Below are 14,089 nucleotides of genomic sequence, written 5' to 3' on the forward strand. Positions count from 1 at the left end.
TGATCGGAAAAGGCGGATTCCAGAACGCTTCGCTTTCCGGTACGTTGCCGCCTTTCCCAACGCCGAACTGACCATGTGGATCGACACCCATTGCCACCTCGATGCCAGCGACTTTGATGCCGACCGTGATGCGGTCGTCGCACAGGCGCGTGCGACGGGCGTCAATCACATCGTCGTGCCGGCGGTGGCGCGCTGGAATTTCGACACGGTGCGGGCGCTGGCACATCGGCATGCCGGCTGCACTTATGCGCTGGGCATCCATCCGATCTACGCTGCGCAGGCCAGCGACGACGACCTGCTGGAACTGCGCCGCCAGGTTGCTGCGTCAATGGACGACCCGCGTTTCGTGGCCGTGGGCGAAATCGGTCTCGATTTCTTCATTCCCGATTACGACGTTGAACGGCAGAGCGCCGTGTTCCGCGCGCAATTGCGTATCGCACGCGAATTCGATCTGCCTGTGCTGATGCACGTGCGCAAGTCGCAGGATCAGGTGTGGAGCGCCGCCGCCAAGGCGGGCGTGCGCGGCATTGCGCATGCGTTCAACGGCAGCTCGGAACAGGCGCGTCGCTTTGTCGATTCCGGCTTCAAGCTCGGGTTTGGCGGCGTCTTCACCTTCTCCCGCGCCCACCGAGTGCGCCGGCTGGCGCAGGAAATGCCGATCGAGTCGATCGTGCTGGAAACCGACGCGCCCGACCTGGCCCCCGCCTGGCTTGCCGACGACCAGTTTGGCGAGCAGGGCGCCGTGCGCAATGCGCCCACGGAAGTCGCCCGCATTGCCGACGCAATGGCGCAACTGCGCGGCATCTCTATCGACGCGCTGGCCGACCAGGCGCGCCGCAACAGCATCGACGCCATTCCCCGCCTGGCAGCGCTCCTGCAAGCCTGACGCCCGCACATGCGTCTCGGGTTGATCGGCTTTGTTGCCGGCTGTGTTGCATTGCAGATGCAGGCGACGCTGCCGCCGGTGTGGCTGCCGCTTGGCGTGCTGGTGCTCTGTCTGTCGCTGGCCGGTGTCACGCGGCGTTTGCCGATGCTGTTTCCTGTGTTGCTCGTCGCCAGCACCATTGCCGCGGGCTTTGGTTGGAGCGATTGGCGCGCGCAGCAGCGCTTGGCCGTCGCGCTCAGTCCTGCGTGGGAAGGCAAGGACATCATCGCGACCGGCGTGGTGGCCGAGCTGCCGCAGACCGGTGATGACGCCACGCGCTTTCTCTTCCACATCGAATCCAGCAATGCGGGTGATGCCGTGCCGCCCCGCGTGCGCCTGTCCTGGTATGGCGCACGGACGTGGGGCAATGTGGGGGAGGAAGATGCAAAGCCAGACCGACGTGCCGGCATCCCCGATCTGCAGCCCGGCCAACGCTGGCAACTGACGCTGCGCCTGAAGCGCCCGCACAGCCTGATCAACCCGGGCGGCTTCGACGGCGAATACGCGATGCTCGCCGACAACATCCGTGCGGTCGGCTATGTGCGGACAGGCAAGCGCGCACAGAACATCGCGGTGGATGGGGCGGGCACTGGTTTCGGGATTGGCGTGGAGCGCTGGCGGGCCAGCGTGCGACGCCACATCCTCGATGCCTTGCCCGATGCGCGCTACGCGGCGGTCATCGTCGCCCTGGTGGTGGGCGACCAGAGCGGCATCGCCCGCGACGACTGGGAGCTGTTCCGCCGCACCGGCATCAGCCACCTCGTCAGTATTTCCGGGTTGCACATCACGATGATTGCCGGGTTGTTCGCAGCGCTGTGGATGGCGCTGTGGCGTCGGTCTTTCGGGCTGGCGCGCTGGCTGCGCACACCATTGCCGCTGCGCATGCCGGCCCCCCGTGCGGGCGCCATCGCGGCCATGCTTGCAGCGTTCGGCTACTGCCTGCTCGCTGGGATGGGCGTGCCGGCACAGCGCACGCTCCTGATGTTGTCTACCGTGGCCATCGCCCGGCTGACGGATCGCAATGTGCCGGCCAGCCTCTCGCTGTGCTGGGCGGCGGCCGTGGTGGCGGTGGTGGACCCGTGGGCGGTCATGTCGGCGGGGTTCTGGCTGTCGTTCGGAGCGGTGGCGATCATCTTCATCGCCGCGCAGATGGCGCTCGATGGTCGGGCCAATGATGGCAAAACAGATGGCTGGATCGAGCGCAGCCGGAGGGCAATGGCGGGCGCTACGCGGATCCAGTTTGCCGTCACGTTCGGCCTGTTGCCGTTGACCTTGCTCTTGTTCCAGCAGACCTCGGTGGTTTCCACGGCGGCCAATGGGCTTGCGATTCCCTCGGTGAGTTTTGTGACGACACCGTTGGCGCTGATCGGCGCGGCGCTCCCGGAGCCACTTGCGCAGCCCGTGCTGATGTTGGCCGAAGCGACCTTCCGCTGGCTCGTCGTTTGGCTTGAATGGCTGGCGACGCCGCGCTGGTCAGTCTGGGTTGCGCCGATTGCGCCCATGTGGGCGTTGCTGCTGTCGATGGCCGGCGCGGCGCTTTTGCTGGTGCCGGGCGGCATGCGCGCCTGGGCATGGCGCGCCCAGGGTGCCTTGCTCCTCTTGCCCCTGGTGCTGGCGCGCGTGCCGTTGCCATCGCCTGGCGAATTCCGGCTCGTCGCGTTCGACATCGGTCAGGGCGCTGCGGCGTTGGTCGAAACGGCTAACCATCGCCTCCTGTTCGATACCGGCCCGCGCTACAGCGACCACGCGGATGCCGCAGGGCGCGTCATCACGCCCTATCTGCGCGCCCATGGGGTGGATGCGCTTGACGCGCTTGTTGTCAGCCATGAAGACAGCGACCACGCTGGTGGCACCGAAACGGTGATCGGTGCGGTGCCGGTGCGCACCATGTTGGCGTCTTTACCTCCAGGGCATGCTTTGCGCGGCGTGGCCGACGAGAACGGGATTCGCTTTGCCGACTGTTTGGCCGGGCAAGCATGGACTTGGGACGGTGTTGTCTTTGAGGTGCTGCACCCCCGCCGCCTGCCGGCGCAACGCGAGCGCGTGTCCAGCAACGCCCGCAGTTGCGTACTGCGTATTGCCAATGGCCGCCACGCCGCTTTGCTGACCGGTGATATCGAAGCCGCGCAGGAAAACGCCCTCATCGCTGCCGAAGCGCCCGAGCCCCTGATGGCAGACATCTTGCTTGTGCCCCATCACGGCAGCAAGACAAGCTCCAGCGGCGCGTTCCTGAACGCGGTTTCTCCGCAGGTGGCGGTTTTCCAGGTCGGCTACCGCAATCGGTACGGACATCCGCATCCGCAGGTTTGGCAGCGCTACGTAGCGCGCGACATCGACGGTTTGCGCACGGACAAGACCGGTGCCGTCGTCATTCAGACCGACGGCGATGTGCTGGACATCCAGACCGCGCGCACCATGCGTCCGCGGTACTGGTCTTCCGCACAGGAAGTGGAACCCCTGGCAACGGCCACTGGCGACCTCGACGCCCAGCCGTGAAAACTTGGTGGCACAACGGGTTGGCCCCATTGTGGGGGGCAAAACCGCTGTGCTATAAAAACCACGTGCCGCGTACATCGCGCGGCGCCGTCAGGGGAGAAAAGCATGGCAGTCCGGTTCTACGATGAAATGCTCAACTGGCATGACGGGGACCGCAGCCCCCATGCCGCCGAACCGGCCCCGGCAGCGCTCGTCCAGCAGGGCGAGGTTCGCAGCCACTACGGACGTTTCGCCGAATGGCTGGGCGCGCAATCCGCCACAACGCTGCAGAACAAGCGCGCCGAGGCAGACCTGATCTTCCGCCGCGTCGGCATCACCTTTGCCGTCTACGGCGACAAGGACGAATCGAACAGCGGCACCGAACGTACGATCCCGTTCGACATCATTCCGCGCATCTTCCCGGCGAGCGAATGGGCGAAGCTCGAGCGCGGGTTGCGGCAGCGCGTCGATGCACTGAACCGCTTCCTGCACGATATCTATCACGAGCAGAACATCCTTCGCGCCGGTGTCATCCCGCCCGACCAGATCTACAACAACGCCCAATACCGCCCGGACATGCTTGGCGTGGACGTGCCGCGCGACATCTATGCGCACGTGGCCGGCATTGACATCGTGCGCGCCGGCGAGGGCGAGTTCTACGTGCTGGAAGACAACCTGCGCGTGCCTTCCGGTGTGTCGTACATGCTGGAAAACCGCAAGATGATGATGCGGCTGTTTCCGGAGTTGTTCGCACGCAATCGTGTGGCGCCCGTCGCGCATTACCCCGACATGCTGCTCGACATGCTGCGCAGCGTCTCGCCGCAGAACATTGCCGACCCGACGGTGGTGGTGCTCACGCCCGGCATGTACAACTCCGCGTATTTCGAACATGCGTTCCTGGCGCAGCAGATGGGCGTCGAGCTGGTGGAGGGGCACGATCTGTTCGTGCAGGACGACCATCTCTACATGCGCACGACGCAGGGTCCGCAGCGCATCGACGTCATCTACCGCCGTGTGGACGACGACTTCCTCGATCCGCTTGTGTTCCGTCCGGATTCTTCGTTGGGCGCCGCGGGGCTGCTGTCCGTTTATCGCGCGGGCAACGTGACCATCTGCAATGCCATCGGCACCGGCGTGGCAGACGACAAGTCGATCTATCCGTATGTGCCGGACATGATCCGCTTCTACCTCGGCGAGGAACCGGTCCTCAATAACGTGCCGACGTACATGTGCCGCCGGCCGGATGACCTGCAATACGTGCTCGACCACATGGGCGAGCTGGTGGTCAAGGAGACGCACGGCGCGGGCGGCTACGGCATGCTGGTCGGCCCGGCTGCCACGCAAGAGGAGATCGCGGCTTTCCGCGAGGTGGTGAAAGCCCGCCCCGATCAGTACATCGCCCAGCCAACCTTGGCGCTGTCGACGTGCCCGACGTATGTGGAAGCCGGTATCGCGCCGCGCCACATCGATCTGCGGCCGTTCGTGCTGTCCGGCAAGGACGTGCGCATGGTGCCCGGCGGCCTCACGCGCGTGGCGTTGCGGGCCGGCTCGCTGGTGGTCAACTCATCGCAGGGCGGTGGTACGAAGGACACCTGGGTGCTGGAGCGCTGAGCGCTCGCGCTGTGTCGCAACTGGCAGTCGATCAATCGCATATCGAATACGTAGAAGGGAACGCCATGCTCAGCCGCACCGCAGACCACCTTTTCTGGATGGCACGCTACACCGAACGCGCCGAGAACACCGCCCGCATGCTCGACGTGAACTACCAGACGTCGCTGATGCCGCAATCGGCCGAAGTGGCAGAGCAGGGCTGGTGGGCGATGCTCGATATTTCCGAGCTCACGCGAGTTTTTGCCGACCGCTACGGCTTGCTTTCGCGCGACGACGTGATTGACTTCATGGTGCGCGACATGACCAACCCGTCGTCGATCATGAGCTGCCTGCGCGGCGCCCGCGAGAACGCCCGAGCCGTACGTGGCTCGCTCACAACCGAGGTGTGGGAAACCATCAACACCACGTGGCTCGACGTGCAGCGCCTGATTGCCGAAGGCATGCTGCGCGAGGATCCGTCGCAATTCTTCGAGTGGGTGAAGTTCCGCTCGCATCTGTCGCGCGGCGTGCAGGTCGGCACCATGTTGACCGACGATGCGTTCCACTTCATGCGCCTGGGCACGTTTCTGGAGCGCGCCGATAACACGGCGCGGCTACTTGACGTGAAATTCCAGTCCACGCCCACGCGCGATGAAGCCGCTGCAGAGCAGGGCGACTTCTATCACTGGGCGGCCACGCTGCGCTCCGTGTCGGGCTTCGAGGTCTACCGCAAGATCTATCGAAACGTCATCACGCCGACGCGCGTGGCGGAGCTGCTGATTCTGCGCAGCGACATGCCGCGTTCGCTGCTGGCCAGCATGGACGAGGTGGTTGCGATTCTTTCGACCGTGCGCAACAGCCAATCGGCGGAGACCGAGCGCCGCGCTGGTAAACTGCACGCCGACCTGCGGTACGCCCGCATCGAAGATATTTTTGCGGTCGGCCTCCATGCCTGGCTGACCAACTTCCTGGAGCGGATCGGCGACCTGGGCAACGGCATCAGCCAGGATTTCCTGGTGCCGCTCGAGGTGGCGTGACGTGCAGGACATTGTGCATACATCGGGGCGCCGCTTTCGGGTGGCGCCCGTGTCATCGTGAAATACCAAATTCGACATACGACGGTCTACCGTTATGCCGAGCCGCTGCGCCACAGCGTGCACGAGTTGCGGCTGACGCCTCGCAGCGGCGAGCTGCAGCAGGTAGACAGCTGGCAGATCCACGCCCCCGGCAACCTCACGCGCGCCACCGACGGTTTCGGCAACGTCGTCCATCACTTCACGCTGGGCAACCGTACGGAAGACGTGATCATCGACGCGCGCGGCATTGTCGAGGCGTTTCCTTCGGGCTCGCCGGGCAGCCAGCGGTTTGTCGATGCGCCCGGGGAAGGGCGCTATCGCGTTTCGCCGCTGTATTTCCTGAGCGCCACGCCGCTGACTTCCGCGCCGCCTGAGATGATCGCCTTTGCGCGCGAGCACGCACTGGTGCCCGGCGACGCAGAATCTGCAGTGCGCCTGGCGCATGCCATTGCCACCCGCGTGCGTTACAAACCGAACACCACCCATGTCGGCACGACGGCTGCGGAGGCGTTTGGCCTGGGCACCGGCGTATGCCAGGACCAGGCGCAAGTGATGGTCGCATGCTGCCGGGCCCTGGGCGTGCCGGCACGCTATGTCAGCGGCTATTTCCATGCGGTGGGGGAAGAAGACCTCGCCAGCCACGCCTGGGCAGACGTCTGCCTCGATGCCGAATCGCACACGTGGTGCAGCATCGACGTCACCCACCAATGCTTTACCGATGCGCGCCACATCCGCTTGGCGGTTGGCCGCGACTATCAGTCCGCCGCACCGGTTCGCGGCGTGCGGCAGGGCGGAGGTGCCGAGACACTCGACGTCAGCATCTCCATTGAACCGCTGCCCGCCGACGCCGGAGTGAGCTGAGCTTCCCTTCCAAGCGCGCGGTTGGGTTCCGGTCGGCGCGCTAGAATGCCCTCATCCGACCGATTTTTCCGTTTGTTGCTTCGCCCATGACTTATTGCGTCGCCATGCGCCTGGACGCAGGCCTTGTGTTCCTGTCCGACTCCCGTACCAATGCGGGCGTGGACGCGATTTCCACGTTTCGCAAGATGACCGTCTTCGAACGCGAAGGCGATCGCGTCATGGTGCTGCTGACGGCGGGCAATCTCGCCATCAGCCAGGCGGTGCGTCAGGTGCTGACCGAAGCGCGCGGCAAGCCCCGCTCGCTCTGGACGGCGCGTGACATGTTCGAGGCAGCCACGATCGTTGGCGAGGCCGTGCGCGATGTCTACGACCGCGATGCCGCGGCACTGGCCAAGGCCAAGATCGACTTCAACGTCAGCATCATCTTTGGCGGACAAATCGGCGCAGAACGGCCGCGCCTGTTCAACGTCTACGCGGCTGGAAACTTCATTGAGGCCACGCCCGAGAACTGCTATTTCCAGATCGGCGAAGCGAAGTACGGCAAGCCCATCATCGACCGCGTCGTCAGTCCGGGGCTGCCGTTGGATGAAGCCGCAAAATGCGCGCTGATCTCGATGGATTCGACGCTGAAGTCGAATATTTCCGTGGGTTTGCCGCTGGATCTGCTGGTCTACGAGGCTGACTCCCTGCGCGTGACGCGCTTTGTCGCCATCGATGAAGAGAACCCCTATTTCGCGATGATTCGCGGCACCTGGGGCAAGCGTCTGCGCCAGGTGTTTGCCGAAATCGACGATCCCGATTGGGAAACCGGCACTTCGCCGTCGCACCCGCTGCGCCGGGAGGGGCATCCTTCTGCAGAAGTGGGCCCCGTGCGCATTGCACCGCCCGCGCCCGACACGCCCGCCGCGCCGGAACGCGCGCCCGCCCCTGTGCTGGAGCAGGTCTCCACGATGCAGCGCGTGGCCGGCGGAACGCAAAAGTCGCGTTGAACGGAAGAGGGACTTGCGATGCGCGATGTGATGCTTTTTTCGCATGCCAACGGCTTCCCCGTGGGGACGTATCGCAAGATGCTGGGCGTGCTGAGTGACGAATTCGACATCCGTGCCGTGGAACGCTTCGGGCATGACCCGCGTTTTCCGGTCACGCGTTCCTGGCCGGGGCTGGTGAAAGAGCTGCTCGCCGAAATCGATGGGCAGGCCGAGCCGGTCTGGCTGGTGGGGCATTCGCTCGGTGGTTTCCTGAGCCTGATGGCGGCGCTGCGCAGGCCCGAGCGCGTGCGCGGCGTCGTGATGCTCGATTCGCCGATCATCGCGGGATGGCGGGCCAAGCTGCTGCGCGTCGCGCAATGGCTGGACATCGATGAAAGCCAGTCGCCAGCCGCCGCGACGAAGAACCGGCGTCACCTCTGGCCCGATCGCGATGCCGTCTGGAGCCACTTCAAAGCCAAGCGGAAGTTCGATCGTTGGGATGAAGACGTGCTGCGCGACTACGTTGAGCACGGTACCGAGCCCACCGGCCGTGACCACGAACGCACACTGCGTTTCTCACGCGAAATCGAATACCAGATCTATCGGACGTTGCCGACCAACATGGGGCGCAAGGTGGCCGGCGGTACGGCGTTCCCGGTCAGTTTTGTGGCGGGCACGCGTTCGCGTGAGATCCGGCAGGTCGGACTGGGTGCCACGCGGCGCATCGTCGGCAGCAGGCTGCGCTGGATCGAGGGCAGCCATCTCTATCCGATGGAAAAACCACTGGAAACGGCCGGGTTGATCCGTGAGCTGATCAACGAAATGCGCGCCAACGCAGGCGCCATGCGGCACGCCGCGTAGGTGAAGCGGCCTCAAGGCAAATTCCACCGATCTGTCACGGATCGAAGGGGGGACCTTTGCTATAATCCGGCTTTCCCCGGCAAGCTAGGTCATGACCAAGTTCGTATTCGTTACCGGTGGCGTAGTGTCCTCACTCGGCAAGGGCATCGCCGCCGCCTCGCTCGCGGCCATTCTTGAGTCGCGCGGCCTCAAAGTCACCCTCCTCAAACTCGATCCTTACATCAACGTCGACCCGGGCACGATGAGCCCGTTCCAGCACGGCGAAGTGTTTGTGACCGAGGACGGCGCAGAAACCGACCTCGATCTTGGCCACTACGAGCGTTTCGTCTCGGCCAAGATGCGCAAGGCGAACAACTTCACCACCGGCCAGATTTACGAATCCGTGATCCGCAAGGAGCGTCGCGGCGAGTATCTCGGCAAGACGGTGCAGGTCATTCCGCATATCACCAACGAAATCCAGGCGTTCATCGAGCGCGGCGCCGCTGCATCGCACGACGGCAAGGCCGATGTGGCGATCGTGGAAATCGGCGGTACGGTGGGCGATATCGAATCGCTGCCGTTCCTGGAGGCCGCTCGCCAGATGAGCCTGCGCCTGGGCCGCAACCAGGTGGCGTTTGCGCACCTGACGCTGGTGCCGTTCATTGCCAGCGCCGGCGAGCTGAAGACCAAGCCGACCCAGCACTCGGTGCAGAAGCTGCGCGAAATCGGCGTGCAGCCGACCGCGCTGCTGTGCCGCGCCGACCGCCCGATTCCCGACGATGAACGCGCGAAGATTTCGCTCTTCGCCAACATGCCGCAAGACGCGGTCATCTCGGTGTGGGATGTCGACACCATCTACAAGATCCCGCAGATGCTCAACGAGCAGGGGCTGGATCGCATCATCTGCGAAGAGCTGCGCATCGAAGCGCCGCCGGCGGACCTGTCCGTGTGGGCGCACATGGTGCACACGCTGGAAAATCCGCAGCACGAGATCACCATCGGCATGGTCGGCAAGTACGTTGACCTGACCGAGTCGTACAAGTCGCTGATCGAAGCGCTGCGCCACGCCGGCCTGCACACTTCGACGCGCGTCAATATCGAGTACATCGATTCGGAAGAGCTCGAATCGGGCCATACGCAGGTGCTGGACACGCTCGACGCGGTGCTGGTGCCGGGCGGCTTTGGCAAGCGCGGTACGGAAGGCAAGATCCGCGCAATTCAATATGCGCGCGAAAAAGGCGTGCCGTACCTTGGCATCTGCCTGGGGATGCAGTTGGCCGTGATTGAATTTGCGCGCCATCTGGCCGGCATGAAGGACGCCAACAGCACGGAATTCAACGACGAGACCGAACACCCGGTGGTCGCGCTCATCACCGAATGGCTGGACCGCGATGGCCGCGTTGAAAAGCGCTCGGCCGACTCCGACATGGGCGGCACCATGCGCCTGGGCTCGCAGCGCGTGCCGGTTCAGCCGGGCACCAAGGCGGCAGCGATCTACGGTGCGGAAGTCAACGAACGCCATCGCCATCGCTACGAGGTGAACAACCACTACGTGCCGCAGCTGGAAAAGGCCGGGATGATCATCTCCGCCCGTACGCCGTCGGAAAACCTGCCGGAAATGATGGAACTGCCGGCGTCGATGCACCCGTGGTTCGTCGGCGTGCAGTTCCATCCGGAATTCACCTCGACGCCGCGTGACGGCCACCCGCTGTTCAAGGCCTACGTGGAAGCCGCGCTGGCGCATCACAACCAGACCGCGCAACGCGCTGTCGCCTAACGCGCTGGCGCACGGGAAATACGATGAAACTCTGCGATTTCGAAGTCGGCCTCGACAAACCGTTCTTCCTGATTGCCGGCACTTGCGTGATCGAATCCGAGCAGATGGCGATCGACACCGCCGGCACGCTCAAGGAAATCACCGGGGCGCTGGGCATTCCGTTCATCTACAAGTCGTCGTTCGACAAGGCCAACCGCTCGTCGGACGCTTCGTTCCGCGGCTTGGGCATGGAAGAGGGCCTGCGCATCCTGGCGGAAGTGCGCCGCCAGGTGGGCGTGCCGGTGCTGACCGACATCCACGAGATCGACGAGATTAAGCCGGTAGCGGAGGTCGTGGACGTCCTGCAGACGCCGGCGTTCCTGTGCCGCCAGACCGATTTCATCCGTGCTTGCGCGCAGAGCGGCAAGCCCGTCAACATCAAGAAGGGCCAGTTTCTCGCGCCGCACGACATGAAGAACGTCATCGACAAGGCGCGTCACGCGGCTCGCGATGCCGGCCTGCCGGAAGACAACTTCATGGCCTGCGAGCGTGGCGCTTCGTTCGGTTACAACAATCTCGTGTCGGACATGCGCTCGCTGGCGATCATGCGCGAGACGGGGGCGCCGGTGGTGTTCGACGCTACGCATTCGGTGCAGCTGCCGGGCGGCCAGGGCACCAGCTCGGGCGGCCAGCGCGAGTTCGTGCCGGTGCTGGCCCGTGCCGCCATCGCCGTGGGGGTTTCGGGTGTCTTCATGGAAACGCACCCTGATCCGGCATGCGCCAAATCAGATGGCCCGAATGCCGTGCCGCTGCGCCGCATGAAAGACTTGCTGTCAGTACTGAAAGAACTGGATGCGCTCACCAAGCGCAGCGGTTTCCTGGAAAATCAGTTCGACTGATTCTTCCGACCATCGGCGGCCCACACCAGCCGCCGCTGTCGTTTTCGGTTCCGCTCAGTTCAGCTTTCGTTTTGGCTTCCGGAGAGAGACACATGGCCGCTGGCTACATCCTCGCGTACGTGGACGTGACAGACCCCGTGCAGTACGAGCAATACAAGACGCTGTCGACCAAGGCCATGCAAGCGCATGGCGCCGAGCCGCTGGTGCGCGGCGGCAAGACCGAGCAACTGGAAGGCGAGTGGAACCCCACCCGCATCGTCGTGCTCAAGTTCCCGAGCTACGACGCTGCCAAGGCGTTCTACGACAGCGAGGAATATCTCGCTGCCCGCAATGCGCGCGCCAAGGCTGCCCACATGAACATGATCGTGGTCGAAGGCGTTTAAGCCGCCCGTCGACCTCGTAGCATTACCTGCTTTAAGACACCAAGAGGGATTTTCATGAGTGCCATCGTAGATATCATCGGTCGCGAAGTGCTGGACTCGCGCGGCAACCCCACCGTCGAATGCGACGTGCTGCTGGAATCGGGCGTGATGGGCCGTGCAGCGGTGCCGTCGGGTGCATCCACCGGCTCGCGCGAAGCCATCGAACTGCGTGACGGTGACAAGTCGCGCTACCTGGGCAAGGGCGTGCTCAAGGCCGTCGAGCACATCAACACCGAGATCTCCGAGGCCATCATGGGCCTGGACGCATCGGAACAGGCGTTCCTGGACCGCACCCTGATCGACCTGGACGGCACCGAGAACAAGAGCCGCCTGGGCGCAAACGCCATGCTGGCCGTGTCGATGGCCGTCGCCAAGGCCGCTGCTGAGGAAGCCGGCCTGCCGCTGTACCGCTACTTCGGCGGCTCGGGCGCGATGCAGATGCCGGTTCCGATGATGAACATCGTCAACGGCGGCGCGCACGCCAACAACAGCCTGGACATCCAGGAATTCATGGTGATGCCGGTCGGCCAGTCGAGCTTCCGTGAAGCCCTGCGCTGCGGCGCAGAGATCTTCCACGCGCTGAAGAAGATCCTGGCTGATAAGGGCATGAGCACGGCCGTGGGTGACGAAGGCGGTTTCGCACCGAACTTCGCCAGCAACGAAGAGTGCCTGAACACCATCCTGTCGGCCATCGAGCAGGCCGGCTACAAGGCTGGCGAAGACGTGCTGCTGGCGCTGGATTGCGCCGCGTCCGAGTTCTACAAGGATGGCAAGTACCACCTGGAAGGCGAGGGCCTGCAGCTGTCGTCGGAAGACTTTGCCAACTACCTGGCGAACCTGGCTGACAAGTTCCCGATCGTGTCGATCGAAGACGGCATGCACGAGAGCGACTGGGCAGGCTGGAAGGCCCTGACCGAGAAGCTCGGCAAGAAGGTGCAGCTGGTGGGCGACGATCTGTTCGTGACCAACACCAAGATCCTGAAGGAAGGTATCGAGAAGGGCATCGCCAACTCGATCCTCATCAAGATCAACCAGATCGGCACGCTGACCGAGACGTTCGCCGCCATCGAGATGGCCAAGCGCGCCGGCTACACCGCCGTGATCTCGCACCGCTCGGGCGAAACCGAAGACAGCACGATCGCCGACATCGCTGTTGGCACGAACGCCGGCCAGATCAAGACCGGTTCGCTGTCGCGCTCGGATCGCATGGCCAAGTACAACCAGCTGCTGCGCATCGAAGAAGACCTCGGTGATATCGCCAGCTACCCGGGCAAGTCGGCGTTCTATAACCTGCGATAATCCTTCGCAGTTTTGCCCCGCATGACTGTGCGACCGCCGCTCTGGCGGTCGCATGGTATTTGGGGCCCGAGTACCGCCAACGCTTGCCTCTATGCGCCTGATTACGCTGTTCCTGCTGCTGTTGCTGCTTGCCATCCAGTACCCGCTTTGGCTGGGCAAGGGCGGCTGGCTGCGTGTGTGGGACATGCAGAAGCAGGTGACGGCGCAGAATCAGCGCAACGCTGAACTGAAGCAGCGCAACGCCAAGCTCGAAGGCGAAGTGAAGGATCTGAAGGAAGGCACGGGCGCCATTGAAGAGCGCGCGCGCTATGAGCTGGGCATGGTGAAGGACGACGAAGGCTTCGTGCAGTTCGTCGCGCCGGCCCCGAAAACCAGCGAAACCCCGCCGCCGCCTCCTCCTCCGGCAGGACAGCAGCTGCATCACTGAGTCCGCTGGGCCACGCGCCCTGCATGCGCGTTCGTCTTGAAGACAAATTCCCGGATTTACCAGTAGTACGGATAGCCCCACACGGGGGCGCCGTAGCTGACGCCCCAGCCGCCACGGTGGCGCCATCCGCTGCCGTAGTACACCGAATAGCCTCCGTAGTATGGATACGGCGCGTAGTACGGCGTCGTCGCATAGGCGCGCGCTTCGGCATCGCGTCGGATGGCTTGATCGGATTCGCGTAGCGCCTTCGCATTCAGCGCGTCCAGCTTCTTGCGGTCTTCCGCCGATAACGCCACCGGTGGCGCAGCCTGCGTATCGTCCTGCAGCCGGGCGGTGTAAGGTGTGCCGCCCGGGCCACGCGGCACGGCGACGCAGGCCGAAGCCAGCAGTGCCGCACCAATCGGCAGTGCCAACGCGCGAGCGAAATTCAGGGATGGCAAGGACGAGGAAGTGAGCTTGAGCATGGTGCGTTCCGCAGCAAGCGGCAGATGACGGATCCGGCGATTTAGAGCGTGGGCGGCACCGATAAGTGCCGCGCGCCACGCGCACTT

13 protein-coding genes are annotated in these 14,089 nt (G+C 64.2%); 12 read left to right on the forward strand and 1 reads right to left on the reverse strand.

Features of this window, described 5'->3' with window-relative positions; genetic code table 11:
- Positions 1–73 precede the first annotated feature (73 nt).
- The 12 genes from R2669_RS18225 to ftsB all read left to right on the forward strand — a co-directional run bounded on the left by R2669_RS18225 (position 74) and on the right by ftsB (position 13,538).
- Positions 74–886, forward strand: coding sequence for a TatD family hydrolase (locus R2669_RS18225; RefSeq protein WP_316901621.1), 813 nt, complete (start codon positions 74–76; stop codon positions 884–886).
- Positions 887–895: 9 nt separating this feature from the next.
- A complete protein-coding gene (locus tag R2669_RS18230) occupies positions 896–3,421 on the forward strand; it encodes a DNA internalization-related competence protein ComEC/Rec2 (RefSeq protein WP_316901623.1) in 2,526 nt (841 codons plus the stop codon).
- 105 nt (positions 3,422–3,526) lie between these two features.
- Entirely contained in the window at positions 3,527–5,011 is a 1,485-nt protein-coding gene (locus R2669_RS18235) for a circularly permuted type 2 ATP-grasp protein (RefSeq protein WP_316901625.1), read from the forward strand.
- Between the two features lie 65 nt (positions 5,012–5,076).
- A complete protein-coding gene (locus tag R2669_RS18240; protein ID WP_147213603.1) occupies positions 5,077–6,027 on the forward strand; it encodes an alpha-E domain-containing protein in 951 nt (316 codons plus the stop codon).
- A gap of 57 nt (positions 6,028–6,084) precedes the next feature.
- Positions 6,085–6,927 (forward strand): transglutaminase family protein, encoded by an 843-nt coding sequence (locus tag R2669_RS18245; protein ID WP_147213604.1) that lies wholly within the window; start codon positions 6,085–6,087, stop codon positions 6,925–6,927.
- 86 nt (positions 6,928–7,013) lie between these two features.
- On the forward strand, positions 7,014–7,916 hold the full coding sequence (locus R2669_RS18250) for a proteasome-type protease (protein ID WP_316888013.1): 903 nt from the start codon (positions 7,014–7,016) through the stop codon (positions 7,914–7,916).
- 18 nt (positions 7,917–7,934) lie between these two features.
- A complete protein-coding gene (locus R2669_RS18255; RefSeq protein ID WP_147213606.1) occupies positions 7,935–8,756 on the forward strand; it encodes an alpha/beta fold hydrolase in 822 nt (273 codons plus the stop codon).
- Positions 8,757–8,847: 91 nt separating this feature from the next.
- On the forward strand, positions 8,848–10,512 hold the full coding sequence (pyrG, locus tag R2669_RS18260; RefSeq protein ID WP_316875819.1) for a CTP synthase: 1,665 nt from the start codon (positions 8,848–8,850) through the stop codon (positions 10,510–10,512).
- Positions 10,513–10,535: 23 nt separating this feature from the next.
- Positions 10,536–11,390, forward strand: a complete 855-nt coding sequence (gene kdsA / locus R2669_RS18265; protein WP_316875820.1) for a 3-deoxy-8-phosphooctulonate synthase — start codon at positions 10,536–10,538, stop codon at positions 11,388–11,390.
- 92 nt (positions 11,391–11,482) lie between these two features.
- Positions 11,483–11,773, forward strand: a complete 291-nt coding sequence (locus R2669_RS18270; protein WP_027677706.1) for a DUF1330 domain-containing protein — start codon at positions 11,483–11,485, stop codon at positions 11,771–11,773.
- A 54-nt stretch (positions 11,774–11,827) separates the two neighbouring features.
- Positions 11,828–13,111 (forward strand): phosphopyruvate hydratase, encoded by a 1,284-nt coding sequence (eno, locus tag R2669_RS18275; protein ID WP_009238483.1) that lies wholly within the window; start codon positions 11,828–11,830, stop codon positions 13,109–13,111.
- A gap of 91 nt (positions 13,112–13,202) precedes the next feature.
- Positions 13,203–13,538, forward strand: coding sequence for a cell division protein FtsB (gene ftsB, locus R2669_RS18280; protein ID WP_147213609.1), 336 nt, complete (start codon positions 13,203–13,205; stop codon positions 13,536–13,538).
- 56 nt (positions 13,539–13,594) lie between these two features.
- On the opposite strand, the gene R2669_RS18285 is transcribed toward ftsB, so the two are convergent.
- Positions 13,595–14,002, reverse strand: coding sequence for a hypothetical protein (locus R2669_RS18285; RefSeq protein WP_316901627.1), 408 nt, complete (start codon positions 14,000–14,002; stop codon positions 13,595–13,597).
- Positions 14,003–14,089: the final 87 nt, after the last annotated feature.

It is taken from the genome of Ralstonia edaphi (genome assembly GCF_958350185.1).
Taxonomy (GTDB): domain Bacteria; phylum Pseudomonadota; class Gammaproteobacteria; order Burkholderiales; family Burkholderiaceae; genus Ralstonia; species Ralstonia edaphi.

Bases quoted from the DNA above. Each gene is read 5' to 3' on its own strand.
- R2669_RS18225 (WP_316901621.1), top strand. From the start codon at position 74: ATGTGGATCGACACCCATTGCCACCTCGATGCCAGCGACTTTGATGCC.
- ftsB (WP_147213609.1), top strand. From the start codon at position 13,203: ATGCGCCTGATTACGCTGTTCCTGCTGCTGTTGCTGCTTGCCATCCAG.
- R2669_RS18285 (WP_316901627.1), bottom strand. From the start codon at position 14,002: ATGCTCAAGCTCACTTCCTCGTCCTTGCCATCCCTGAATTTCGCTCGC.
- eno (WP_009238483.1), top strand. From the start codon at position 11,828: ATGAGTGCCATCGTAGATATCATCGGTCGCGAAGTGCTGGACTCGCGC.
- R2669_RS18270 (WP_027677706.1), top strand. From the start codon at position 11,483: ATGGCCGCTGGCTACATCCTCGCGTACGTGGACGTGACAGACCCCGTG.
- R2669_RS18250 (WP_316888013.1), top strand. From the start codon at position 7,014: ATGACTTATTGCGTCGCCATGCGCCTGGACGCAGGCCTTGTGTTCCTG.
- kdsA (WP_316875820.1), top strand. From the start codon at position 10,536: ATGAAACTCTGCGATTTCGAAGTCGGCCTCGACAAACCGTTCTTCCTG.
- R2669_RS18240 (WP_147213603.1), top strand. From the start codon at position 5,077: ATGCTCAGCCGCACCGCAGACCACCTTTTCTGGATGGCACGCTACACC.
- R2669_RS18255 (WP_147213606.1), top strand. From the start codon at position 7,935: ATGCGCGATGTGATGCTTTTTTCGCATGCCAACGGCTTCCCCGTGGGG.
- pyrG (WP_316875819.1), top strand. From the start codon at position 8,848: ATGACCAAGTTCGTATTCGTTACCGGTGGCGTAGTGTCCTCACTCGGC.
- R2669_RS18230 (WP_316901623.1), top strand. From the start codon at position 896: ATGCGTCTCGGGTTGATCGGCTTTGTTGCCGGCTGTGTTGCATTGCAG.
- R2669_RS18235 (WP_316901625.1), top strand. From the start codon at position 3,527: ATGGCAGTCCGGTTCTACGATGAAATGCTCAACTGGCATGACGGGGAC.